Here is a 22445-nt window from a genome sequence, read left to right on the forward strand (position 1 = left end):
GGTGGGTCCGGCGGTGGGTCCGGCGGCGCCGGCTGCCGCGTCGACCCTACCAACCGGGTCCGCGCCCGGCCGCCGTCCACGCGCCGCGGCCGGGGCGTACGGCCAGGGTTCCGGCCTACGGCAGGGTTCCGGCGTACGCGGATCGGCGTAGAGGCGAATCGGCTCCCGGACGGACGATCCGGCCCGCCCCGCCGGGTGAGGATGACCGGATGCCGCTGACGACAGCCACCGACCTGGCCCGCGTGCCCCGACAGCCCGGTCCGGCGCTCGCCCTGTCCGGCCGGGCGCGCAAGGGCGTGTTGCTCGTCCACGTCGCCGCCGCCGGGACATGGCTCGGCATCGACGTGGTGATGGCCGTCGTGGTGTTCACCGCGCTGCTCTCCGACGATCCCCGCACCGTCGCGCTGTGCTACCAGGCGCTGCGGCTGTTCACCGTGTGGCCGCTGCTGGTGACCGGCCTGGTGTGCCTGGCGAGCGGGATCGTCCTCGGACTCGGCACGAAGTACGGCCTGCTGAGGTACTGGTGGGTGGCGGTGAAGCTCGTCCTGAACATCGTGCTCACCGGCCTGGTGCTGGTCGCGCTGCGGCCCACGGTCGCCGAGGCGGCGGAGTACGGCCGGCAGTTGGCGGCGGGACATCCGGGCGTGCCGCCGCGGGACATGATCTACCCGCCGATCGTGTCGCCTCTCCTGCTGGGTTTCGCGTTCGTCCTGGCCGTGTTCAAGCCGTGGGGTGAGGTCGGGAGGAGGCGGGGAGTCCGAGCCGAGCTTCCGGGCGCAGGTCCGCCGCCAGCTCCTCGCCCACGGCGGCCCGGGCGAGGGCGCGCCCCAGGGCGGGAGCGTGCTTGAAGAGGTTGTTGCCCGCCACGAACAGCACCTGCCCGCTCCGGCCGTCGCCGGGCCCGGCCTGCCAGACGGCGACGCCGTCGGAGCTCCAGGGCAGTTCGGTCGTCCAGCAGTGCACGTGGCCCACCGGGTCGGGGTCCAGCCCGGGCAGCGCCTCGCGTACGTAGGCAGTGGCGCCGTCGGCGAGTCCGGCCAGGCCGTCGGGGTCGACCACACTGCCGTCCGCACGTGCGGCCACGTGCCCGCTGATACCCAGGGCGTACGCCCGACTGCCGGGCAGGGCGGCCGCGTAGACACTGCCCGCGGTGAACTCCCCGCTGCTGTCCTGCAGGCAGGCCAGCCTCGTCGGCGGCTCGCCGCGCACCGCGAAGGTCACCCGGGCGTGCGCCCCGAACTCCACCGGCAGGCTCAGCCCGGCCCCGCGAGCAAGGGCGGGCGTGCCCCGGCCGGCGCAGACCACCACCGTGTCGTAGTCGGCGCGCCGGCTCACCGACCGCACCTGAGCCCGGCCGGACGGTCCTCGGCCGGGCTCGGCCGCGTGCACCGACAGCACGTCGTCGTGCACGATCTCCCCGTCGACGGCGGCGGCCAGCGCGCGGATCGCGGCCTGGGTACGGATCGCCCCGGCGGTCTCGTCCAGCATCGCCGGCGCCGAGGTGTCGGCGCGGCCCCGGGCCAGCGGCAGCAGGTCCGCGAGCTCGCCCGCGTCGACCATCCGGGCGGGAACACCTGCCTGGCGCAACAGCGCGAGCCGTGCCTCGGCGTCCGGTCCGATGCTCACCGCCCCGTCCTCGGACACCAGCTCGACCCCGAGCCGCTCCTGCCACGTACGCCACACCGCACGGCTTTCCCGCGCCCACGCGACCAGCCGCGGATCCTCGTGGGAGTGCCGGAACAGCCGGGACAGCCCGGTCGACTGCCCGTTGCCGGGCACGCCGACCTCGAAGACGTCTGGCCGGACACCGAGCTCGGTCAGCGCGTACGCCGTACTCAGGCCCACGATCCCGGCCCCGACGACCGCAACCCTGGGTTGCCTGGCGGGCGTCCGCCCACCTGCGTCAGGACTGTTCATCCGGCCTCGCCACCCTTCGGCCTCGTCGCCCGACCACCCCTCGGACCTGCCGGCATCGAGGCTAGCGGCTCGGCCAGGTTGTGATCTCCAGCGCGGACGGCGCACTACGACTACCGTGACCGGATGCGGAGTCTGGTACGCGGTTTGCTGTCCACCTGGCTGTTGACGCTGGCGGTCGCGCAGACCGCCGCGCTCGCCCTCGTCTGGTGGATCTTCGTCCGAACTCCGCACGGTCAGGTCGTGGACGCGACCGTGCTGCGCGGCACGAGGTTCGGCCGGGCCTCGGTTGAGCAGCTGGTGAGTGGCGTCCTCGACGCGGTCTCCTTGGCGTCACTGGTCGCGGCGACGGTCGTGCTGGGGTTCATCGCGCTCGCCCGGCGACGGGTCCTGCTCGCCGTGGCGGCGACGGTGCTCGTGGCCGGCGCCAACCTGACCACGCAGATCCTCAAGGACTACGTCATCTCCCGGCCGGACCTGGGCATCCCCGGCACCAACATCGGCGCGCCGAACAGCCTGCCGAGCGGGCACATGACCGTCGCGGCCTCGGTCGCGGTCGCTGCCGTCATGGTCGTGCCGGCGCGCCTGCGGGCGACGGTCGCGGTGCTGGGTGCCTGCTACGCGACGCTCACCGGGATCGCCACGCTGTCTGCCGGCTGGCATCGTCCGAGCGACGCACTTGCCGCGCTGTTGATCGTGGGCGCCTGGGCGTCGGTTGTCGCGGCCGGGCTCGTGCTGGCCCAGCGGTCGCGGACGACGGGGGCGCCGAGCGACCCGCACCCTCGGATGGTGGGCGGGCTGGCGCTGGTGGGCGGTGCCGCCCTGGTGGGTGCGGTGCTGCTCGTCGCGCTGGCCGACCAGGGCTCGCTGACCCCACCGGTCGAGGTGGGGCGGAGCAGGTTGGTCCTGGCCTACGCCGGAGGTGCGATCGGAGTGGGGGGAGCGTCCTGCCTGGCGATGGCGGTGGTACTCGCCACGGTGCACCGGGTGGTGCCCCGGCTCGCCGAACCTGTCGTGGCGGCCGAGCAGACTGTGCCCGCCGGGCGGGTCGGTCCGGAAGCGGAACCGGCGGCGGCAGACAATCCCGGCCAGGTGGAGCAGGAGGACCGAGCGGACCGGGCGGCCTCGCCAGAACGAGAGGCCGGTGCGGTCGGAAGCTAGGGACTGCCGCGGTTGCTTGGCGATCAGACCGGAAACTAGGGCTGGCGCGTCGTCACGTCGAGGCCTTCGGCGCCGGCCACGGGGGCGGTTGCCGGAGCCACCGCTTCCGGAACCTTCGCGCCGGTACGTCTCAGCTTCCGCCACCAGCCTCGCGTCGTCGCACGTGCGGTCCCACCCTGGTCGCCGTTGACGAGGTTGTCCTCGATGCGGTCCAGAAGGAGCACCACGCCGACGATGCCGACCAGTCCAAGAGTCAGTTGCAAGACCGCTTGCAGGACGTTGTCCATCGGTTGACTCCGACCTTTTTCTCGACTCCCTGACAGCGCTGCGGCGCGAGCCTAACAGCATCGAAGGGTTGTCGCAGACCGGCGAATCCGGGCACGTGATGCCGATGAACACCGATCGAAGTGACGTCGAACGCGGCGAATATCGCCCGTTCGGCCCTGCATCACAAGCATGGTTCGCTTCTGGCGACAGGTCGCGGGTGAGAGCGTGCCGGAAGCGGCCGGAGAAGTCCGAGGAAATCGGCCGGAGAATGCAGTGTTTCGAGTGCTTGTCGTCACACGCATCGGGTACGCATTTCGATTCTGTGCTGTCCGGAAGTAGTGCTGCGTCCTCGTGCCGCCGCCGAATTCCTGCCAATGCCGACACCGCACACGCTGCGTGCCGTGCCGGTCGCAAGAGTGGGGACTTGCGTCGAAAGGTTTACTACGTAAGGTTGTCGCCTGCGGGCTCCGGCACTGGGTCTGCCGCTCACAGTGGGCGAGTCCCTACCGAGAGGCCCTGAATATGCGCACTGCGTCATTCGCAGCGTGGCACCTGCGCCGGCGGCCCTTCTTTCCGCGGCTCTGACTCGCCGAAACTGGCCTGGTTCGACCGGTGCGACGGGGCCGTTTCCGTTGCTTGACTGGCACAGAGTGCTGTCAATCACGGAAGGCCGACCGACCGCACGTCGGAGCGCCGAACCGATCTTGTGAACACATCTGCGGCGGGGGGCCGCGGCAACGAGAGGTTGTCTGCATGCCCGAGCGCCGAGCCGCTCAACCCGGGGGCCGAAACAGGCCCGTACCAGACGGAACGTGGGAATGGCACCGGTCGGCCGCCTGCGCCGGCGAGCCTTCCGAGGTGTTCTACGGGCCCGAGGGCGAGAAATTGCCCGCACGCCGGGCACGCGAGGCGCGGGCGCTGTCCTTCTGTGCCGCCTGCCCCGTGTGCGAGGAGTGCCGCGACCACGCGATGGGACTGCCGGAGGCGTACGGCGTGTGGGGTGGAACGACCGAGGGCTCCAGGCTCGCGGTTCGCCGAGGTCGCAGGCCGGCCCCCGAACCCGCGGGTCGACCCGCTGCCCGGGCGGTCCCCGCGGACCTGTCCGTCACCGCCGAAGCGGCCGCCGCCAGGTCCGCGGCCACAACGATGTCCACGAGGTCGGTACCGGCCTGACCTGTCGCCGTACCCGCTGTGGCCAGGGTGTTTGCCGGGGTTGCGCCGTGGCCGGCGAGGTTCCGCTCCGGACACACGACGCGCCCCCGCCGAGTCGGCGGGGGCGCGTTCGCGTGTCTGACCTCGGTGGCTTGAGCTCTGGGTGTCTCAGACGTCCCGAGTGTGTCGGGTCAGCCCAGCAGCCCGAGGATCTGGTTCAGCAGGCTGGCGATCTGACCGAGAACGAGGTTCAGCCCACCGGTGTTGTCGAGCAGGCCGGTGACGGCGCAGAGCAGGTTGCCCAGCAGGTTGCCCGGGCCCTGGTCGGCGGTGATGTTCAGGTGCACGGTGTCCAGGTGAACGACCAGGCCGAGCAGGTCGAGGTCCAGCGGCCCGAGCACCAGGTCGAGGATCTGGCAGCTACCCGTCGAGGCGGCGGTGTTCACCGGCACGGTGACTGCCTTGTCGACGGCCGCGGTGCTGCCGTCGGCGCGGGTGAGGTTTCCGGTGAGGTCGCCGATCGCCACCAGCTTGCCGTTCTGGGTGGCGAACTTCGTCGGGGTGAACGTGCCGTCGAAGGTGCTTCCGTCGTCAGCCTTCCCGGTGACCGGGGCGGACAACGTGCTGGCAGTGGTCGCGGTCGTGTCCGGTGCGGTGGCGGCAGAGGCGGCGCCTACCCCCACGAAGGAAAGGGTCGCCAACGCGACGACGAAGGCGATCACTCTGGTGAATCGTCGGGACATCGGGTTTTCGTCCTTCCGTGACTTGATCGGGCCTGATCACTTTTGCGGGAGTGGTGGGTCACCGCAAACCGCCGGACGATCTCCGCTGCCGCCGCACGGGTCTCCAGAACAGCGAAATTGCTGGTCACGACGTGAATTCGGATCAATCCAAAAAAAGTGAGAAAAGCTCAATCAGGACCTGCGCGAAAGTGCGAATTCCACCCAAGGTAGCTCGCCGGGCACTCAGAGTTGCCCTCGTGTGCCGACGAATTCGGTACATATCGCGGTCGCCGCGCAGGGGTTGCCGACGGGCGGCAACCCCGAAAAGCCGTTAACCTGACCGAACACGGCAGCCAACGGAGGGTGGCTGTCCGGGGATCTAGGAGCGAGAACCAATGAGCGACACCCCGCTGTACGACCAGTTGGTCAACGAACGTCTCGGCCGGGGGCCGAGTGAGTTCGAGGGTCACGACACGTGGGACGACTCCGAGGAGGCGCGTGCCGCCTTCGAACGCGGTGTGGCACACGCCCGCACTCAGCAGGGGAGAGCCGACGGACCGGAGCAGGGCGACCCCGCGAAGCCGTCCGCCGAGGCGACGCCCGCTGCCGACGAGAGGACCGGTGCGGAGAAGGGGGCCGACCGCAAGCAGTTCGAGCAGCCCGCCGGTGAGCAGCAGCAGGTGCCCGGCCAGAAGCAGGACGAGGGACGACCCGCCGCCAAGCCGGAGAGTGCGAAGGAGCCGCAGGGGAAGCCCACCCCGGGAAAGCCGCTCACCCCCGCCTGAGCCCGGCTGCGCGGCGCACCCGAGGGCGCCTTACCGGCACTGGGTGAGCATCATCGACTTGTCCGGGCTGGTGACGGGCAGGTCGTACTTCAGTGCCACCTGCCCGAACCGCACCGCGTAAGCACAGCGGATCGGCTTGTTCGGTGGCAACCAGGACGCCGGGCCGGAGTCGCGCTTGGCGGAGTTGGTCGCGCCGTCGACCGGCATGAGGTTCAGCGGGTCGTTGGCGATCTGTTCGCGCCGGTGCTCGCTCCAGCGGGCCGCGCCCATCTGCCACTCGTACGACAGGGGTACGACGTGGTCGATCTGCACGTCCGCCGCGTCCTGCTTCCGCCACGAGATCGCCCTGCCCGTGTAGGGATCCGCCAGCGTCATGGCCATCACGACGCAGTTCGAACCTTTGCGGTAGCGCAGGTGCTGACCGTCCCGGGCCAGCATGTCGTTGCGGGTGTCGCAGCCGTTGCGGGCAAGGGGTACGCCGTCGGCGGTGTCGGTCCAGTCCGAGCCGAACCGGTCGCGGTCGTACCCCGTCTTCGGCCCGCGCCCGGCGGTGCGCACCCGAGCGATCAGCCGCCGTGCCGCACCGAGGTCGTCGGCCGAGGTGAGCGGGGCGAGGCCCGGTTTGGTGCCGTCGGGATTGTCCAGCGGGTCGACGGCGCGGCCGCCGGACACCCGGGCGGAGGTCGGGGACACCGACGGCGTGGCGGTGGCCCGGTCCGTCGGTTCGCCGACCGGGACTCCGTCGACCTCAAGGGTGCAGGCCGAGGCCGCGACCGCGACGGCGCAGAGGAGGACGACGGCCGCCGCCTTGCCGCGGGCCGTCCGGGTCCCACGGGCCGCGCGCGCCGGCAGCCGTGCACTCCACCCCGGCCGTCGCCGATCAGGTCTGGCCTGACTTCCCAACTGTTCGTACACGCGCATCGACCACGATCCTGTGGACTACGGTTGCCGCCGAGGATCATAGGAGGACGCAATGACGGCGAACTTCCGGGACCACGTGCGCGCGTTCCTGGCGGAGGCGGTGGTCGACCGGGCGGAGGTCGACCGGTTCCTCGACCCCGACCAGCCGAAGTGGGCGAGGTTCGACGCCGAACTCGGCTACCTCCCCCATCCTTCCCGGGTGCCCGACGGCGTGGACGACTCGGTGAGCACCTACCGCTACGGCGCGCTCGGTGAACGCCTCGTCATCGCCTACGCCGACCGGCCGTGCCGGGTGAACACCTACGGCGACAGCTTCACCCAGTGCCACCAGGTCAGCGACGGCGAGACCTGGCAGGAGTATCTCGCCGCCCACCTCGGTGAGCCCGTGCGCAACTTCGGCGTCGGCGGGCACGGCGTCCTGCAGGCGTGCCGCCGGCTGCGTCGGGAGGAGGGCGGTGCGGCGAGCGCCGAGCACGTCGTCCTCAACATCTACCTGGACGACCACTACCGGAGCCTGGACGCCTATCGCATGCTGCGGGTCGGGCGGCAGTGGTGGGATCGTTACCAGTCGTTGCCCACAAGCATGTTCCACGCCAACCCGTGGGAGCACGTGCGCTTCGACCACACCGGTGCACTGGTCGACCGGCCGAACCCGTGCCCCACGGCGGAGTCGCTGTACGACCTGTGCGATCCGGACTTCCTGGTCGAGACCTTCGGCGAGGACCTGGTGGTCCACCTGCTGGTGGGCCGGCGCACCGGACGATGGGACTTCCTCGCCGACCACCGTGAGACCGCCGCCGCGCTGGGCCTCGACCTCGACCTCGACGGCGACGAGGCGAGCGCGCACTCGGCCGAGGCGTTCTACGACCGATGTGCGTTCCGTGCCTCGGCGATGCTGGTCGAACGCACCAGGCGCGAGCTTGCCGAGCAGGGCAAGCGACTGCTGGTGCTGCTCAGCTACCCGGGCGGCACCGTCGCGGACGCCTGCGCCGGAAAGCCCCGGCCGGACGAGGAGTTCGTCCATTACCTCGACGACCTCGGCATCGAGTACGTCGACTCGCTGGCCGCCCACGTCGCCGACTACCAGGCCTTCTCGCTGTCCCCGCGGGAGTACCGCGACCGTTTCTACAACGGGCACTACACGCCGGCGGGCAACCACCTCTTCGCGTTCATGGTGAAGCCGCGGTTCGTGCGGTGGCTGGACCCGGCACCGCCTGCCTACGCCGAGAAGACGAGTCCGCTGTCGGTACGCGGGGAGGCGCTGGCGTGACGGTCCTTCTTCGCGTACCACCGCTGGGCGACCTCGCCGCCGCGCCGTTCACCTATCCCGAGGTCGGTGCGACCGCCGGTGAGTCTCCGCCCGGCTACGGCCTGGTCACCCGTTCGGTCCGGGTAGGCCAAGGGCAGGGTTCCTTCGACAGCTGCACGAACGCCCTGCTGGGCTGGGAAGTCCATCGCCGCGCGGGACTCGGTGTGTACGCCGACCAGCCGAGGGCCACGCCCGGCGCGGTCGTGGTGGTCGTCGTGGGCGTGGGCAGGTGGGGAGTCGTGGCGCCGTGCCGGGTGGTTCACCTCCTCGACGAGCCCGACCGGCGTGGCTTCGCGTACGGCACCCTGCCCGGCCACCCCGAGCAGGGCGAGGAGAGCTTCGTGGTCGCCCGCGAGACCGACGGCACCGTGACGTTCACCGTGACGGCGTTCTCCCGCCCGGGCAACCTGCTCACCCGCGTGGGGGGTCCGTTCGCCCGGCGGACGCAGGACCTGTTCGTCGGCCGTTACCTCAGGGCCGCGGCGGCGCTCGCGCAACCCTGACCTGCACTACGGTTCGCACCATGACGACGCCGGCAGTGGTTCCCGACAGTGTTCTCGTGCACGAGCACGTCCTGGTCGACTTCAGCGGGGTGGCCGACGCGCACGCCTACGATCCCGACGAGGTGTTCGCCGTGGCGAAGCCGAAGCTGGACGAGGTGTACGCCCTCGGCTGCCGGCGGCTGCTGGAGTGCACGCCGCAGGGTCTCGGCCGCGATCCGGTCCTCCTCGCCCGGCTCGCCGACGCGACCGGCGTCGAGATCGCCACCAACACCGGCATCTACGGCGCCGCGGAGCGGGTCGGCGTACCCCCTTACGCCCACGAGCTTTCCGCCGAGCAGTTGGCGCGGCGGTTCGTCGACGAGTACACCCACGGCATCGCCGGCAGCTCCGGCGTACGTCCGGCATTCGTCAAGACGGCGGTCCGCGACGGCGCTCTGGAGGACCTGGACCGCAAGCTCGTCCGCGCGGCCGCGCTGACCGCCCGGGAGACCGGGCTGACGGTCGCGTCCCACACCACGGCGGGAGTGGCCGCGCTGGAACAGCTCGACATCTTCGCCGACGTGGGCGTGTCCCCGGAGCAGTTCGTCTGGGTGCACGCGCAGGCCGAGCCGGACGGCGACATCCACGAACAGGTGGCCCGCGCCGGGGCGTGGGTGGAGTTCGACGGCCTGCGTCCGGGTGACACGCAGTCGCAACGCAGCTGCGTCGAGCGCATGGCCGCCGCCGGACTGCTCGGCCGCACCCTGGTGGCCAACGACAGCGGGTGGTGGCACGCCGAGGAGCCGGGTGGAGGGGAGTTCCTCGGCTACACGTTCGTCTACGACGAACTCCTGCCCGCGCTGGAGGAGCCGTGGTGGCGGACCCTGATGGTCGACAACCCGGTGGCCGCGTTCGGCTGAACGTCGTGGGCGCGGCTGCCGCACCTCGCGGCCTACGTACGCGCGAACGCCGACACCCGGCGCTACGGCGTCGTCGTGGTGGACAGCTCCGGAGCCGACTTCGTGGTCCGTGGCGCACCGGCCAGTGGGCACGGCGCGGGCGGCCACGGTGGCGAGGGGCACGCCGAGGTACGCGGTGAGCAGCGCCCGCTGCACAAGGTGCGCGGCGGCGCGTTGTCCAACCGGCGGATGCAGAACTCCGTGAAGGAGACGGCCGACCGCAACGCCAGGCTGGTGGCCGACAACATCGTCCGGCTGGTCGAGAGCGCAGCACCGGTGTGGAAGGTGCGACGGACGTCCTGCAGGCCCTGCGTCAGGGCGCGGTTGACACCCTCCTGCTGACCGAGGAGGAGCCCGACAACGGCACCGCACCTGAGGCGTCCCGGCGGACGATCGCGTCGGCGCGGGTGCGTCGGAGCTCATGGGTGCGCTGCTGCGGTTCGCGCCGTCCGACCAGGCGTGACCGACGGGGTAACAGGTGGTCCAGACGGTGGTGCGCAGGTCCACCATCGCCCGGCTTCACCGCGGCGATCGCGCGTCGGCGGCGTGATCGCCTTCCTGTACGCCGACGTGCTGATCCTGCCGATCCTCAAGCCGACAGGGCGTAAGCCCCTCGGGTCACTGCTGGTCGGACTCCAGCGGAACCGCACTCGGAGCGACCAGCCCGAGCTTGACGACCTGCCGGCGCAACAGCGCGTCGAGCGCCCAGTCGGTCGCGATGCGGATGCGGTTGGCCGGAACGCTCAGCAGGTGGTAGCCCTTCGTCACGGCCGCGGCAGGTGCCCCGGCGAGCGCGACGCCCAGCGGGTTGGCGGCCGCGGACAGCCCGCCGAGGTCGACGACGAAGCCGAGGTCGTGGTGCTTGTACGGCTTCGGGCGCCCGTCGCCGAAGGATGCGGCGACGTTGCGGGCGACCGCCTTGCCCTGGCGTTCGGCGTGCTGGGCGGTCATCGCGGTGACCTGCCCGGGCCTGGTCAGGTCGGGAACGGCGGCGGAGTCTCCACAGGCGAAGACCTCCGGCCGGCCCGGGACACTGAGGTACTCGTCCACCACCAGGCGGCCCTTCTCGGTGGGTTCGCCGAGGCTCTCGATGAGCGGGTCGGGGCGTACGCCGACACACCACACGAGGGTCTTCGTGGGCACGAACTCGCCGTCGGACAACTGCACACCGTCGGCGGTCGCCTTCTCCACCGACGTGCCCGTACGCACTTCCACGCCACGCTTGCGAAGAGTGCGCTCGGTGGTGGCGGCCAGGCGCGGATCCAGCCCCGGCAGCAGGCGGTCGGCGACGTCGACCAGCAGCCAGCGCACCTGACTTTCGTCCACGCCGTTCTTCGTGCCGGCGACCTGCTTGGTCAGCAGCTGTCCCTGGGCGGCGACCTCGGTGCCGGTGTATCCCGCGCCGACGACGACGAAGGTGCACCGCGCCTCGCGTTCGGCGGAGTCGTTGCAGGCACTGGCGAGCTCGATCTGCCCGATCAGGTGGTCGCGAAGATAGAGCGCCTCGCCGACGCTCCGGAAACCGTGTGCGTACTCGTTCACACCGGGGATGGGCAAGAGCTTGTTGACACTGCCCGGCGCCAGAACCAACCGGTCGTAGGTGATCTCGTGCCGGCCTTCCTCGGGGTCGACGTAACTGACCGTACGAGTGTCCAGATCGACGCCGTCGACGGTGCCCAGTGTGAGGCAAGCGTCCCGCAGCGTCCGGGACAGCGGCACCGACACCTGACGGGGGTCGAGGACGCCCGAGGCGACCTCCGGTAGCAGCGGGAGGTAGAGGAAGTAGTCGGTGGGGTTGATCACGACGATCTCGGCCCGGCCGCGAGCGAGGCGCTCCAGCTCTCTGGCCGCGTGGAAACCGGCGAATCCCGCGCCCACCACGACAATCCGCGGGCGGCGGTTCGGTTCCGTCATCTCGGCTCCCTCAGGGTCGACTACCTGCCGTGCCTGCGACCCTACGGCACCACCGAGGTTGTTTCGAATAGGTGCCCGCACGTCGGGTAGGCCCGGCACCAGCGAGTGAACGGGGCCCCACGGATGCGGGTGGGCTGCCGTGACCTGGCCGGCAGCCCACCCGCGTACTTCACATCCCGCGGGTTTCGCCTCGCCCGCTCACCGCACCTGCCGATCGACGGTGGACGGGGGTTCTTCGGGTGTGTCGCTTCCGGGTCCGTCAGTCGGGGACGCGGGTGAGGATCTCCATGTTGTGCCCGTTGGGGTCGTCGAAGTAGACGCCCCGTCCGCCCCAGCGGTGGTTGATCTCGCCCTCCTGCCGGTGACCCGGGTCGGCGTAGTAGGTGAGGCCCGCCTTCTGGATCCGCTCGAACGCGGCGTCGAACTCGTCCTCCTCGACCAGGAACGCGCAGTGCATGTGCTGGAAGTCCGAGGCGTTCGCGTAGTCGAGGGTCACGCCGTTGCTGACGGTCAGGGGGACGAACGGGTCGCTGTCCTCACCCACCGGGACACCGAGGATCGAGCCGAGGAACTCGGCGGACGCGCGCTTGTCGTGGGCGGGAACGATGATGTGGTTGAGCTGGATGCTCATCTGCTCTCCTCCTGTGGGGCTCCTCCTGCCAGGCCCTGGCCGGGACGTGGCGAGTACCGGCTTTCGAATCTAGACGGCGTGACCGTGATCGGAAATCCCTTTGCCACCTGCACGCGCCGCTCGGCACCATGCGGGTGATGCGCTCGCGATGGGTTCGGTCTCACCCGTGGTCCGCGCCGTGACTGCTGCCCTTTCTCCGGGCGATCCGGTCGGCGGCGGACCTGACCATGCCTCGTTCCGACGCAGCCGGACAGGATCCCCACATGCCCGCTTCGTTCCACGTCCGTGACTACCGCGACCACTCCGACGCCGCCAGTTGGTTGCGGTGCCGCCTGCTCAGCTTCTTCCCGACCGACTACTACGACGACGTGGTGACCCGGCGGCCGTCCTACGGCCCGCCCGCACTGCGCCGGGTCGCCGTCGCCGGCACCGGCACCGGCACCGGCACCGGCACCGGCACCGGCACCGGCACCGGGGTAGCCGGCACCGAGGTCGTCGGCCTGATGGACGCCACGATCTCACCGCCACGAGCGACCATCGAGGTGCTTGCCGTCCATCCCGACCACCAGCGGCGCGGTGTCGCCGGCGCGCTTCTCGCCGGTGTGATCGACGACCTTCGTCCGCACGGCGTTCGGGAAGTCGACGCCTGGACGCGCGAGGACGTCGCGGCCAACCGGTGGTACCGCCGGTCGGGGTTCACCGAACGGTTCAGCTATCTGCACGTCTACAAGGACGCCTCCGACGACGGCGAGGGTTTCACCTGCCCGGAAGGGCTGACCGGTCCGTTCACCGCGTTCTGCCAGGCACCGCGCGAACTCGAGACCTCCGTACGTGCGAGATTTCCCCGCGTGTACGTGTGCCGCCAGTACGTCCGGGCGCTGTGATGACGCCGCGCACGCTGGTGACCCGAACTCTCGCGTCGGGGGCGACGATCGAGATCAGCACGGTCGCCGAGCGGCCGGAGTTCGCCCACCCGAACCACGACACCGGCTGGTGGCCCGCGTTCATGCGGCACAACCACGTGGCCGACGCGTACTACTGGCGGGCCGGTGAGGATTTCCGGCACACCTGCGTCGTGGCGACCGAAGGGCGACGAGCCGTCGCGTACGGCGTGGCGGTCCCGTTGGTACTCGGCGGCAATGGCCGGGAGACGCTGCCGGACGGAGGCTGGGAAAAGGCGCTGGTGTGGGCGTTCCACGACGCCGCCGACACCGATGCCGCACCCGACTCGGCCTGCGCGCTGGACATCAGTGTGGCGAGAACCCTTCGCGGACAGGGAGTTTCCCGGCTGATGCTGCAGGCGCTGCGGACGGCCGTTCGTGATGCGGGGCTCGCCCAGCTCGTGGCGCCGGTGCGGCCGACCTGGAAGGACCGGGAACCCCGCACGCCGATGAGGGCCTACGCCGCCCGCCTGCGTCCCGACGGTCTGCCGTACGACCCGTGGCTGCGCACACACGTGCGGGCCGGAGGGGAGATCGTCGGTGTCGCGCCCGCCTCGTGGGTGGTGCACGGATCGCTGCGGCAGTGGCGGGAGTGGACCGGGTTGCCCTTCGACCGGACCGGCGACGTCGACGTGCCGGGCGCACTGGCCCCGGTGCACTGTGATCTCGACGGCGGTCACGCCGTGTACGTGGAGCCGAACGTGTGGGTTCGGCATGTCGTACGGCCGATGGCCGGAGGTTTGCGGGAGGCTCAGGGCAGGATCGAGTCGACGTAACCCCCGTCGACCCGCAGGGCCCCGCCGGTGGTCGCGGACGCGTAGGGCGAGGCAAGGTAGACGACCATGTGGGCGATCTCCTCGGGCTCGATGAGGCGCTGGATCAGGGACTGCGGCCGGTACTTGGTCATGAACTCGCGCTGTGCCTCGTCCCAGGGCTGCTCGTTGCCGACCAGTTCGCGGACGAAGTCCTCCACGCCTTCGGTGTGCGTCGGGCCGGCGACGACGGAGTTGACGGTCACGCCCGTGCCGGCCGCCTCCTTGGCGAAGCCGCGGCTGACGGCGAGCAGCGAGGTCTTGGTCATGCCGTAGTGGATCATCTCGGCGGGGATGACCACGGCCGAGTCGCTGGCGAGGTTGAGGACGCGGCCCCAGCCGCGTTTCGTCATGCCGGGTAGACAGGCGCGGATGAGCCGGACGGCGGACAGGACGTTCACCTCGAAGTAGCGGCGCCACTCGGCGTCGTCGATCTCCAGCGGGGCGGCCGACCCGAAGATGCCGAGATTGTTGACCAGGATGTCGAGCGTGGGCACGGCCTTCAGTACGGCCGCGGCGCCTTCCTCGGTCGCCAGGTCGCCCGCCGCGGCGATGATGTCGTCGCTGCCGGAGTCAGCCTGCACCCGGTCCACCGCGTCCGCGACGCGATCGGGGCTTCGACCGTTGACGGCGACCCGGGCTCCGGCGCGGGCGAGGCCGACCGCGATGGCGTATCCGATGCCCTGGGTGGAGCCGGTGACCAGGGCGGTGCGACCGGTCAGGTCGATCTGCACGATGTTTCTCCTCGTCGAGGTTCAGCGGGATGCGCCCGCGGTGAGGGGACGAACCATCCGTGACTTTGTGCCGCCGACGCTCGAAAGCCTATTCCTGCGCGAACGGGAGATCAGCCAGTTCCTCGCCCGGAGCCTGCAAGGGCTCGACCTCACTCGTGCCGGAAGCGGACGGATACGTACTGGAAAGGGGCCGCAAGGGACGGTTGACAACACACCTGGCCGCCACGCGGAAGGCCAAGCCGGAAGAACGTCGGACAATCGCTGGGTACCCTGAACGGAACCGGGGGGTGTGCGAACGCGTGGGGGAGAGATGGCGCGAACTGGGGCAGTCCACTGGCTGTCGGAAATGGCGGCCACCGGGGTCAGGGAGCTGCCGTCGAACGTCTCGTGGGTGGTGTCGCAGGCGATCCATCCGTCGGACGGATCCGCGGACGGTGACGGGGCCCCCACGGGCCGGGAACGCGCAGGCGCGCGGGGCAAGCTGTCGTTGACAGGGGACTCGCTGGAGTCCCGGCTCAAGCGCGCGCAGTCGGCGAGCGAGAAGGCTCACCGGGCCGAGCAGGAGGCACTCGCCGAGGCAAGTCACGCCAAGGAACTCGCCGACGCCGTACGCAGGACGACCGAAGAGGGCCGGGCCCGCGTCCGGGATGCGAAGAGCGAAGGGGCCGAGGCAGTGCGCCGCCGGGTGGAGCAGGCACGTGAACGTGCCGACGCCCTGGTCGAGGGTGAGCGCGAACGCGCAGAGGCCGACGCGGACGCGGTGGTCCACAAGGTCGGTGAGCACTTCGAGGACGAGCTCGACAAGAGCCGGGCCAGGGCCGACGCCGCGCAGCGGCGCGCGCAGGAGAAGATCGCGGAGGCCACCGCGCGCCTGGCGCAGGCCCGCCAGCTCGCGGACGAGGCCGCCGAGGCCGCGCAGGCAGCGGCCGAGGCAGCGCGCGGGAACGCGGAGGAACTGGCGGCCGGTGAGGTGCGGCGCCAGACGGCGCCGAAGGAACGCCGGGCGGCCGAAGCGACGGCGGTGCAGAAGAAGGTGGCCGGATCGGGTGCGAAGGTGGCTCGGCGGCTGAGTTCGGGACGCACCGAGCAGGACCTACGGACGATGACCAAGGCCGAGCTCACCGACCTGGCCGGCGCGCTCGGTGTGGAGACCCGAAGCTCGATGAACAAACAGCAGTTGCTGCGTGCGGTACGACGGGCGGCCCGTAAGGCGGCCTGACATCTCGGTGGGGGGACGATGATGAAGCTGTTGCATCGTAAGAGCAAGTGGGAGCAGGTGAAGGAGCCGGTGGTCGCGAAGGCGAAGGCGACCGCGTCGGACAAGCGAACCCTTCGCGGCGGACTGATCGCGGTGGGCGCGGCTGTCGGTGTGACGGCGGTGAGCTCGGCCATCTCATCCCTCCGGAAGAAGAAGGCGTGAGGCTGAGACTGAGAACTGTCGCGGTCTTCGCCGCCGGCTACGTGCTCGGAGCGAAGGCGGGGCGCGAACGCTATGCCCAGATCGTCGAACGCGTTCAGCGAGTGGCGCGGGAGGTCCAGGAGCGGCAGGCGACGCGGGTGGCGGAGCAGAGTCGACAGAAGCGTCCGCGTCGTACCCGAACCGGATAGCGGGTACGGTTCCGGCGTACTGGTCGAGGCGCAGATCCAGAGCACCGTGACCCTCCACCGCGTAACGGCCTCCCGGTAACGGCTTCCGGGTAGCGGTCAGGACGTGCGCGGTCGCTGCTCCTGTGCCCGGAACTCCCGAGGCGCCATACCGGTCCGCCGGGTGAACATCCGCGAGAAGTACGCCGGATCGTCGTGACCGACCCGGCGGCCGATCTCTGCGACGGTGAGGTCGGACTCCGCCAGTAGCTCCTTGGCGCGGTTGAGCCGAATCCGCAGCAGGTACTCCTTCGGTGAGCATCCGCCGTCTCGGCGAACCACCCGGCGCAGTGCACTCACCGACAGTCCCGCCCGGCGGGCGTGCTCGGCGACCGACCACGGCCGGCACGCGTTCTCTCGCAGCGCTGCCAGCACCAGATCGTCGGGTCGGTCTCGCCGGTCCTGAACGCCGAGGATCAGCGCATGCACCGCGTGTGCGGCCTCCACCTCGGCACCGGCGTACTCCCCTCCACACGCAGAGAGCAGCCGGTCCATCGCCGCGCGCGCGGGGAACGGGTCGGTGAGCTGAACCACGGGTTCGGTCCGGGAGAGGTAGCCGAGTTCCTCGTACGCGTCGACCGTCGGCCCCTCGAACAGCGTCCAGACCTCCTGCCAGCCCGGTCGGTCCGGGCCGTAGGAGTGGTGCACGCCCGGAAACAACCAGAACAGGCTGGGCGCGGCGATCGTCACCCGGCGGCCCCGCTCACCCCACTCCAGCCAGCCCTCTCCCTCGACCACGAGCACGGCGGCGTGTGAACGCAGGACGCGAGGTGGGCACGGGTCCAGTTCCCGCTTGTGTCCGGCTCCCAGGCACGCCAGGCCGAGTCGGCGCTGCACCGGGGTTGGTGTGAGGTAACGCGACCATCCCTGGACCACTGCACCCCTCCGTGGACTCTGCGCCTCCGCCGGTCCTGCACTGTCGCACGTTCGGCCGACCCGCTGCACGAAAGTCCACGAAGGTGATCGGTTTGTCCATGTCCTCCCAGGTCGCTCCGGAGCAGACTCGCACTCGACGCCGGTCACGAAAGTCCCAACCGCCCGTACGCCCGTAGGTGAGCCGCCAGCAGATCGGGAGCGACCATGGATCCGAGTACCAGCCTGAGCAGACGCGGCTTCCTCAAGGCGTCCGCGGCCGGAGCGGCCACGGTGACGTTGGCGGCGTGTCAGGCGAGCGACCAGGCCGGCGGCGCACCCACCAAGGCGCCGAAGCGCAGCAACGCCAAGGGCTCGGTCACCAAGCCGTTGCCGGTTCCGGACAGGCTGCGGGAGGCGCCCGCGCTGGCCGCGCGGGTGAAGGCCGGCACGCTCCCGTCGCTGGACAAGCGCATCCCCGAATCACCGTACGTCATTCCGCACCGCTGGCAACACCCGGGCAGGTACGGCGGGACCTGCTATCTCACCGCCTCCAGCGCGAACGACGCGTCGATCGGCCAGTACATGTACGGCCACTCGATCGTGCGCTGGGTCAACGACGGAATGGACGTCGCGCCCGGACTGGCGCAGAGCTGGGAGTCCAACGACGACTTCACCCGGTGGACGTTCCACTTCCGCAAGGGTCTGCGCTGGTCCGACGGCGCCCCCTTCACCACCGCGGACATCATGTACTGGTGGGAGGACACGGTCCTCAACACAGAGCACCCGGAGGTGCCGCCCGAGGAGGCGGTGTCCGGCAAGGGGACGGTAGCGAAGATCACCGCCCCGGACGACCTCACCCTGGTCCTGGAGTTCGACAGTCCGGCCGCGCTCACTCCCGACCGGCTGGCGGACACGGTGAACCGAAGTGTCGGCGCCGACTGGCTGCTTCCACGCCACTACCTCCGTCAGTTTCACCCCAAGTACAACCCGAAGGTCACCGCCAAGGACTGGTACGTCGAACACGACAACAAGGCCAACCACCTGTCGAACCCCGACTGCCCGGTGACGACGGGCTGGCACCTGTCGACCTACCACGAAGGACGCAACGCCGTCTGGAAACGCAACCCCTACTACTGGTGCGTGGACCAGGCCGGTAACCAGTTGCCGTTCATGGACAGGATGGTCTGGACCGCGGTGAAGGACGAGGAGGTGATGAAACTTCAGTACACGCAGGGCAAGGCGGACTTCGCCGAGGGGCAGCACACGAACATCGACCTCGCCGACGTGGACGCGCTCAAACAGGCGGCACCGCGTACCGGCGTGCAGGTGTGGTTCTGGGGCAGTGGCTCGGGCAGCGGCTCGATGTTCTTCTTCAACTACGACTACCCCGACGACGCGATGCGCGAGCTCATCCGCAAGCCCGAGTTTCGCCAGGCGCTCTCCCACGCCTACAACCGTGCGGACGTACGCAAGGCGCTGTACTACAACACCGGTGAGCTGACCACCGGCACGCTGAGCCCGAAGGCGCCGGAGTTCCAGGTGAACGCGGAGAGCAAGAAGCTGTACCACACCTGGCGGGACTCCTACGTGGCGTACGACCCGAAGAAGGCCGAGGCGATCCTGGACCGGCTCGGCGTGGTCGACAAGGACGGTGACGGATATCGCGAGAAGCCCGACGGCAGCAAACTCGTCGTGCGCCTGGACTACCCCGCCGACACCGCGAAGGCGAACATCCGCAAGAACGACTTCCTTCGCAAGGACTGGAACGCGATCGGAATCCGTACCGAGATCAACCCGGTGCCTCCCACCGCGTGGTCGGACATGTGGAACCGCGGCGAACTGATGAGCAACACCGCCTGGGAGATCGGCGGCGGCGGCATCCTGAGCTGGCCGTCCTGGGTGATCCCCACGATCCCCGACACCTGGGCGCCGTTGCACGGGCAGGCGTACATCATGCGCAGTGGCGACCCGGCGGCGCTGCGCAAGGAACGCGACATCAGTCCGTGGAAACGACACCCGCCGTGGGTCCTGCCGGAGAAGGGCAGCCCGATCGAACGCCTGTGGAACCTCTACGACCAGGCGCGGCTCGAGACCGACCCGATGCGCCGCAACCGGCTGCTGTGGGACCTGTGCCGAGTGCACGTCAAGGACGGACCGTTCTTCCTGGGCGTGGTCGCCGACTATCCGCAGGTGATCCTGGTCCACAAGGAACTGCAGAACGTACCGCGGCAGGAGAATCTCTTCCTGGGTGGACAGATCAACACCTGGGACATTCCGGTTCCGGCGATCTATGACCCGGAGGCGTGGTTCTGGAGTGACCCGGACAAGCACAGCTGAACCAAAACACCAACCACACAAGGAGTCTGCCGTGACCTCGCCGACACAGACCGCGACCGCGCAGTGGCCACGCCTGTTCTCACGAGGACGCGAACTCGACGGGTCGCCGACCTCACTGGGCCGGCTCAGGGAGTCCACCGACGTCCGCGGGGATCCGGCCGCGCTGCGGGACCGCATGTCCGAGGACGGTTATCTCTTTCTGCCCGGCTTCTTCGACCCGGCCGCGGTGGCGGACGCGCGCAGGAGCGTGACCGACCGACTGCACGAGGAGGGCCTCACCGATCCGGCGTTCCCCGCCGACCTCGCGGTCGCCCCCGCCGACTCGAGCCTCGCGTTCAAGCCTGATCTCGCCCATGACAACCCCGCCTTGCACCAGCTCCTGTACGGCCGGTACCTGTTGGGCTTCTACGAGTCCTTGCTGGGCGGCCCGGTCCGGCACTACGACTTCACCTGGATGCGCGCGGTGGCGCCGGGACGAGGTACCGCGCCGCACGGAGACGTGGTGTTCATGGGCCGTGGCACCCACCATGTCTACACCGCGTGGGTGCCACTCGGCGACGCGGACTTCGAACAGGGCGGGCTGATGGTCCTGGAGGGATCACACCAGCGACCGGAGATCCTCGACGACTACGCCCTCCGCGACGTGGACACCTACTGCACGAACGCCGGTCCAGCCGCCAAGGACGAGCCCCGCTGGAACGGCAGCCTGTCCGACGACCCGGTGGAGGTACGCGAACGCCTCGGCGGCCGCTGGTTGACCGCGCAGTTCCGGGCAGGTGACCTGCTGACGTTCTCCATCTATCTGGTGCACGCAAGCCTGGACAACCACTCGAACCGGATCCGGTTGTCGTCGGACTCGCGCTATCAGCTCGCGTCCGAACCCGTGGACGAGCGCTGGATCGGCGAGGCGCCCGTCGGGCACGGCCCGGAGGCGAAGCGTGGACTGATCTGCTGAGGGGCGTCCAGTGCGCCGGTCGCCAGGACGGGCGCCGCGCGGGGCGTGGACATCGCCGGGCCGGTTGGGCAGTGTGTACGACGTGGTGCATACGCCCCACACGACCTTCGGGGAGGCCATCGTGGGCAGGATTTTCGACCTCGGCCCGGCGACCCACCAACTCGCCGTTCTGGTGAGCGGGGTCCGTGACGACCAACTGCAGGCGCGTACTCCGTGTGAGGGATACACGGTCGGCGACCTGCTCGACCACATCGGCGGCCTGTCTTCGGCGTTCACCGCCGCCGCGCGCAAGACTCCGGTGGAGGGCGCTCCCGACGGGCCGCCGCAGTCCTCGGCGGACAACCTCCCGGCGGACTGGCGCGAGAGCATCCCGCGGCAGCTGACCGAACTCGCCGCCGCCTGGTCCGACCCGGCCGCCTATGAAGGCGAGGCGCGGGCCGGCGGTCTGGTCCTGCCTGCCCAGGTCGCCGGAATGGTGGCGCTGGAGGAGTGCGTGTTGCACGGATGGGACCTCGCCCGCGCGACCGGCCAGCCGTTCGACGTCGACGAGGAGAGCACGAAGGTGGTGTTCGAGTTCACCTCGATGGCGGCGTCGTCGGAGCAGATGTCCAACCGCGAGGGGCTTTTCGGCACGCCGGTGGAGGTCCCGGCCGACGCCCCGATGTTCGACCAGGCGCTCGGCCTGAGCGGACGCGACCCGAAATGGTCGGCATGACCCCGGGTGCCTGCTACGCCTGCGACCGCGAGGCGGAGTTCGACCGGCTGCCGCCGCCGTACGTCGCCGAGTTCGGCGAGGCGCCCGGGTTCCACCTGCACTTCCACGTCGTCCCACGTCCGGTCGACCTCCATCCGGACCTGCGCGGTCCGAGGGTCTTCGGCCTGCTCGGGCGGGACGAGGCCGACGAGGTGAGTACGCACGAACGCGACGCGTTCGCTCTTCGGCTGGCGGCTCGGCTGCGTACCCCCGCGGACGCGAAGGGCTAAGCGACCTCAGCGGTCAGCGGCGCACGTACGCCAACCGTTGCGCGAGCGCGGCACCGCACCGGCAGCCGGGGTCCGGGCAGAGCAGCGCCGCCGGGTCGGCGCGTACCGCCTCGGTGACGGCGGCGAGCACGTCGCGAACGCCGACCCGGCGGGCCCGGCAGGAGCCGATGCGCACCTCCGTGGTCGCCGGCCGCAACACGGGCTCGATCTCGTCGAAGCGGTGACTCTCGCCGCCGAGGTTCGCGAACTCCGCCCACACGCCGGCGGCCACCTTCGCGTAACGGAAGAAGCGTGACCGGCCGAGCCGTTGTTCCGCCAGGTGGACGGTGGTGTTGGCCTCGTGGGTCACGCCGAGCAGGACGACATCGCCGTCCAGGTCCGCGAGCGCCTCGATCGGGCCGAGCGGCCGGTCCGGGCGTTCGGCGGCCAGGAGGGTGCTCGCGTGCTCGCCAGCGGCCTGGAAGGCGAACAACGGATGGTTCCCGCGGTCGGGTCCGAACACCGCCCGCATCGTCTCCGGGACGCGTCCGAGGTAGCGGTCCACCGGCAGATCGGGGGAGTACGGCACCGCGCGGTCCAGTGCCTGGTCGAAGTCGGCCCAGGACGCGGCGTTCCAGTAGGCGTTGTGCGGCCGCACCAGTCCCGGTGGGGCCGGCACGCGGGTACGGTCGCCGGCGCCCGCGGGCAGCAGCAGCGTTCCGCACACGTCGAGCAGCGCCCGGCACACCGCCTCCGCGCCGCCGTCGACCCGTCCGAACGACCGCAGGGACGTGTGGACCAGCACCGTCGAGCGTTCGGTCAGGCCGAGCGCTCGCAGTCCTGCGGCGATGTCGCCCTCGCTGACCGTTCGCGCTGGGTTCGCGCCCACGGTCCCGTCGGCCTGGGTGCTCATCGCGCCGAGGTTACCGGTCGTTCGGGGCCGGCCACTCGCTCCTGTTACGCATCGGCCTGGTCGTCGAGACACTG

25 protein-coding genes are annotated in these 22445 nt (G+C 70.4%); 16 read left to right on the forward strand and 9 right to left on the reverse strand.

From position 1 onward, the window contains the following. Nucleotides 1-720: 720 nt before the first annotated feature. Nucleotides 721-1917 carry an FAD-binding oxidoreductase gene (locus tag ABZV93_RS06840; RefSeq protein WP_354931607.1) on the reverse strand — a complete coding sequence of 399 codons (1197 nt, stop codon included), beginning with the start codon at nucleotides 1915-1917 and terminating at the stop codon, nucleotides 721-723. Nucleotides 1918-2040: 123 nt separating this feature from the next. Between ABZV93_RS06840 and ABZV93_RS06845 the strand changes: the two genes are divergently transcribed. Next, nucleotides 2041-3075, forward strand: coding sequence for a phosphatase PAP2 family protein (locus ABZV93_RS06845; protein WP_354931610.1), 1035 nt, complete (start codon nucleotides 2041-2043; stop codon nucleotides 3073-3075). A gap of 35 nt (nucleotides 3076-3110) precedes the next feature. Here the strand turns inward: ABZV93_RS06845 and ABZV93_RS06850 are convergent, their stop codons facing one another. Further along, entirely contained in the window at nucleotides 3111-3362 is a 252-nt protein-coding gene (locus ABZV93_RS06850; RefSeq protein WP_354931613.1) for a hypothetical protein, read from the reverse strand. A 733-nt stretch (nucleotides 3363-4095) separates the two neighbouring features. Between ABZV93_RS06850 and ABZV93_RS06855 the strand changes: the two genes are divergently transcribed. Beyond that, nucleotides 4096-4515, forward strand: coding sequence for a WhiB family transcriptional regulator (locus ABZV93_RS06855; RefSeq protein ID WP_354931616.1), 420 nt, complete (start codon nucleotides 4096-4098; stop codon nucleotides 4513-4515). A 170-nt stretch (nucleotides 4516-4685) separates the two neighbouring features. Here ABZV93_RS06855 and ABZV93_RS06860 read toward each other — a convergent pair whose 3' ends face one another. Further along, nucleotides 4686-5237 carry a hypothetical protein gene (locus ABZV93_RS06860; protein ID WP_354931619.1) on the reverse strand — a complete coding sequence of 184 codons (552 nt, stop codon included), beginning with the start codon at nucleotides 5235-5237 and terminating at the stop codon, nucleotides 4686-4688. 374 nt (nucleotides 5238-5611) lie between these two features. Between ABZV93_RS06860 and ABZV93_RS06865 the strand changes: the two genes are divergently transcribed. Next, complete coding sequence (locus tag ABZV93_RS06865; RefSeq protein ID WP_354931622.1) at nucleotides 5612-6001, forward strand: hypothetical protein; 390 nt, start codon at nucleotides 5612-5614, stop codon at nucleotides 5999-6001. A 30-nt stretch (nucleotides 6002-6031) separates the two neighbouring features. Here the strand turns inward: ABZV93_RS06865 and ABZV93_RS06870 are convergent, their stop codons facing one another. Beyond that, nucleotides 6032-6922, reverse strand: coding sequence for an HNH endonuclease family protein (locus ABZV93_RS06870; RefSeq protein ID WP_354931624.1), 891 nt, complete (start codon nucleotides 6920-6922; stop codon nucleotides 6032-6034). A 52-nt stretch (nucleotides 6923-6974) separates the two neighbouring features. Between ABZV93_RS06870 and ABZV93_RS06875 the strand changes: the two genes are divergently transcribed. From ABZV93_RS06875 to ABZV93_RS06890, 4 genes are all read left to right on the forward strand, one after another. Continuing rightward, nucleotides 6975-8192, forward strand: coding sequence for a hypothetical protein (locus tag ABZV93_RS06875; RefSeq protein ID WP_354931626.1), 1218 nt, complete (start codon nucleotides 6975-6977; stop codon nucleotides 8190-8192). Continuing rightward, nucleotides 8189-8734, forward strand: a complete 546-nt coding sequence (locus tag ABZV93_RS06880) for a DUF1990 domain-containing protein (RefSeq protein WP_354931629.1) — start codon at nucleotides 8189-8191, stop codon at nucleotides 8732-8734. The genes ABZV93_RS06875 and ABZV93_RS06880 overlap by 4 nt, the downstream gene beginning before the upstream one ends. Before the next feature lie 20 nt (nucleotides 8735-8754). Continuing rightward, nucleotides 8755-9633 (forward strand): hypothetical protein, encoded by an 879-nt coding sequence (locus ABZV93_RS06885; protein WP_354931632.1) that lies wholly within the window; start codon nucleotides 8755-8757, stop codon nucleotides 9631-9633. Nucleotides 9634-9708: 75 nt separating this feature from the next. After that, complete coding sequence (locus tag ABZV93_RS06890; protein WP_354931635.1) at nucleotides 9709-10014, forward strand: hypothetical protein; 306 nt, start codon at nucleotides 9709-9711, stop codon at nucleotides 10012-10014. A 276-nt stretch (nucleotides 10015-10290) separates the two neighbouring features. Here ABZV93_RS06890 and ABZV93_RS06895 read toward each other — a convergent pair whose 3' ends face one another. Next, a complete protein-coding gene (locus ABZV93_RS06895; RefSeq protein WP_354931638.1) occupies nucleotides 10291-11586 on the reverse strand; it encodes an NAD(P)/FAD-dependent oxidoreductase in 1296 nt (431 codons plus the stop codon). Nucleotides 11587-11845: 259 nt separating this feature from the next. Beyond that, entirely contained in the window at nucleotides 11846-12217 is a 372-nt protein-coding gene (locus tag ABZV93_RS06900) for a VOC family protein (protein ID WP_354931641.1), read from the reverse strand. A gap of 263 nt (nucleotides 12218-12480) precedes the next feature. Here ABZV93_RS06900 and ABZV93_RS06905 point away from each other — a divergent pair, with 263 nt between their 5' ends. Further along, nucleotides 12481-13101 carry an N-acetyltransferase gene (locus tag ABZV93_RS06905; protein WP_354931644.1) on the forward strand — a complete coding sequence of 207 codons (621 nt, stop codon included), beginning with the start codon at nucleotides 12481-12483 and terminating at the stop codon, nucleotides 13099-13101. Then, a complete protein-coding gene (locus tag ABZV93_RS06910; RefSeq protein WP_354931647.1) occupies nucleotides 13101-13934 on the forward strand; it encodes an N-acetyltransferase in 834 nt (277 codons plus the stop codon). Before ABZV93_RS06905 ends, ABZV93_RS06910 begins: the two co-directional genes overlap by 1 nt. Here ABZV93_RS06910 and ABZV93_RS06915 read toward each other — a convergent pair. Further along, nucleotides 13910-14704 (reverse strand): SDR family oxidoreductase, encoded by a 795-nt coding sequence (locus tag ABZV93_RS06915; RefSeq protein ID WP_354931650.1) that lies wholly within the window; start codon nucleotides 14702-14704, stop codon nucleotides 13910-13912. The genes ABZV93_RS06910 and ABZV93_RS06915 overlap by 25 nt on opposite strands. Before the next feature lie 346 nt (nucleotides 14705-15050). Between ABZV93_RS06915 and ABZV93_RS06920 the strand changes: the two genes are divergently transcribed. The 3 genes from ABZV93_RS06920 to ABZV93_RS06930 are packed head-to-tail and all read left to right on the forward strand — an operon-like array spanning nucleotide 15051 to nucleotide 16312. Next, complete coding sequence (locus ABZV93_RS06920) at nucleotides 15051-15923, forward strand: Rho termination factor N-terminal domain-containing protein (RefSeq protein WP_354931653.1); 873 nt, start codon at nucleotides 15051-15053, stop codon at nucleotides 15921-15923. 30 nt (nucleotides 15924-15953) lie between these two features. Beyond that, the gene (locus ABZV93_RS06925) at nucleotides 15954-16124 is read left to right on the forward strand and encodes a hypothetical protein (RefSeq protein ID WP_354931656.1); all 171 of its coding nucleotides are present in this window, start codon (nucleotides 15954-15956) and stop codon (nucleotides 16122-16124) included. Next, entirely contained in the window at nucleotides 16121-16312 is a 192-nt protein-coding gene (locus ABZV93_RS06930) for a hypothetical protein (protein ID WP_354931659.1), read from the forward strand. The genes ABZV93_RS06925 and ABZV93_RS06930 overlap by 4 nt, the downstream gene beginning before the upstream one ends. Before the next feature lie 96 nt (nucleotides 16313-16408). Here the strand turns inward: ABZV93_RS06930 and ABZV93_RS06935 are convergent, their stop codons facing one another. Beyond that, nucleotides 16409-17224, reverse strand: a complete 816-nt coding sequence (locus tag ABZV93_RS06935) for an AraC family transcriptional regulator (protein WP_354931662.1) — start codon at nucleotides 17222-17224, stop codon at nucleotides 16409-16411. Nucleotides 17225-17428: 204 nt separating this feature from the next. Between ABZV93_RS06935 and ABZV93_RS06940 the strand changes: the two genes are divergently transcribed. The 4 genes from ABZV93_RS06940 to ABZV93_RS06955 all read left to right on the forward strand — a co-directional run bounded on the left by ABZV93_RS06940 (nucleotide 17429) and on the right by ABZV93_RS06955 (nucleotide 21479). Continuing rightward, nucleotides 17429-19540, forward strand: coding sequence for an ABC transporter substrate-binding protein (locus ABZV93_RS06940; protein ID WP_354931665.1), 2112 nt, complete (start codon nucleotides 17429-17431; stop codon nucleotides 19538-19540). 31 nt (nucleotides 19541-19571) lie between these two features. Beyond that, entirely contained in the window at nucleotides 19572-20495 is a 924-nt protein-coding gene (locus tag ABZV93_RS06945) for a phytanoyl-CoA dioxygenase family protein (protein ID WP_354931668.1), read from the forward strand. A gap of 121 nt (nucleotides 20496-20616) precedes the next feature. Beyond that, the gene (locus tag ABZV93_RS06950; protein WP_354931671.1) at nucleotides 20617-21210 is read left to right on the forward strand and encodes a TIGR03086 family metal-binding protein; all 594 of its coding nucleotides are present in this window, start codon (nucleotides 20617-20619) and stop codon (nucleotides 21208-21210) included. Then, a complete protein-coding gene (locus ABZV93_RS06955) occupies nucleotides 21207-21479 on the forward strand; it encodes a hypothetical protein (RefSeq protein ID WP_354931674.1) in 273 nt (90 codons plus the stop codon). The genes ABZV93_RS06950 and ABZV93_RS06955 overlap by 4 nt, the downstream gene beginning before the upstream one ends. Before the next feature lie 13 nt (nucleotides 21480-21492). Here the strand turns inward: ABZV93_RS06955 and ABZV93_RS06960 are convergent, their stop codons facing one another. Continuing rightward, complete coding sequence (locus ABZV93_RS06960; protein ID WP_354931677.1) at nucleotides 21493-22371, reverse strand: AAC(3) family N-acetyltransferase; 879 nt, start codon at nucleotides 22369-22371, stop codon at nucleotides 21493-21495. Nucleotides 22372-22445: the final 74 nt, after the last annotated feature.

Origin of the sequence: Actinopolymorpha sp. NPDC004070, assembly GCF_040610475.1 — a bacterium.
GTDB lineage: Bacteria > Actinomycetota > Actinomycetes > Propionibacteriales > Actinopolymorphaceae > Actinopolymorpha.

What these genes read in the sequence shown, in the direction of transcription:
- ABZV93_RS06900 (WP_354931641.1), bottom strand. Translation starts at nt 12,217, where the DNA reads ATGAGCATCCAGCTCAACCACATCATCGTTCCCGCCCACGACAAGCGC.
- ABZV93_RS06960 (WP_354931677.1), bottom strand. Translation starts at nt 22,371, where the DNA reads ATGAGCACCCAGGCCGACGGGACCGTGGGCGCGAACCCAGCGCGAACG.
- ABZV93_RS06865 (WP_354931622.1), top strand. Translation starts at nt 5,612, where the DNA reads ATGAGCGACACCCCGCTGTACGACCAGTTGGTCAACGAACGTCTCGGC.
- ABZV93_RS06885 (WP_354931632.1), top strand. Translation starts at nt 8,755, where the DNA reads ATGACGACGCCGGCAGTGGTTCCCGACAGTGTTCTCGTGCACGAGCAC.
- ABZV93_RS06875 (WP_354931626.1), top strand. Translation starts at nt 6,975, where the DNA reads ATGACGGCGAACTTCCGGGACCACGTGCGCGCGTTCCTGGCGGAGGCG.
- ABZV93_RS06940 (WP_354931665.1), top strand. Translation starts at nt 17,429, where the DNA reads ATGGATCCGAGTACCAGCCTGAGCAGACGCGGCTTCCTCAAGGCGTCC.
- ABZV93_RS06860 (WP_354931619.1), bottom strand. Translation starts at nt 5,237, where the DNA reads ATGTCCCGACGATTCACCAGAGTGATCGCCTTCGTCGTCGCGTTGGCG.
- ABZV93_RS06895 (WP_354931638.1), bottom strand. Translation starts at nt 11,586, where the DNA reads ATGACGGAACCGAACCGCCGCCCGCGGATTGTCGTGGTGGGCGCGGGA.
- ABZV93_RS06910 (WP_354931647.1), top strand. Translation starts at nt 13,101, where the DNA reads ATGACGCCGCGCACGCTGGTGACCCGAACTCTCGCGTCGGGGGCGACG.
- ABZV93_RS06905 (WP_354931644.1), top strand. Translation starts at nt 12,481, where the DNA reads ATGCCCGCTTCGTTCCACGTCCGTGACTACCGCGACCACTCCGACGCC.
- ABZV93_RS06955 (WP_354931674.1), top strand. Translation starts at nt 21,207, where the DNA reads ATGACCCCGGGTGCCTGCTACGCCTGCGACCGCGAGGCGGAGTTCGAC.
- ABZV93_RS06855 (WP_354931616.1), top strand. Translation starts at nt 4,096, where the DNA reads ATGCCCGAGCGCCGAGCCGCTCAACCCGGGGGCCGAAACAGGCCCGTA.
- ABZV93_RS06920 (WP_354931653.1), top strand. Translation starts at nt 15,051, where the DNA reads ATGGCGGCCACCGGGGTCAGGGAGCTGCCGTCGAACGTCTCGTGGGTG.
- ABZV93_RS06870 (WP_354931624.1), bottom strand. Translation starts at nt 6,922, where the DNA reads ATGCGCGTGTACGAACAGTTGGGAAGTCAGGCCAGACCTGATCGGCGA.
- ABZV93_RS06845 (WP_354931610.1), top strand. Translation starts at nt 2,041, where the DNA reads ATGCGGAGTCTGGTACGCGGTTTGCTGTCCACCTGGCTGTTGACGCTG.
- ABZV93_RS06840 (WP_354931607.1), bottom strand. Translation starts at nt 1,917, where the DNA reads ATGAACAGTCCTGACGCAGGTGGGCGGACGCCCGCCAGGCAACCCAGG.
- ABZV93_RS06850 (WP_354931613.1), bottom strand. Translation starts at nt 3,362, where the DNA reads ATGGACAACGTCCTGCAAGCGGTCTTGCAACTGACTCTTGGACTGGTC.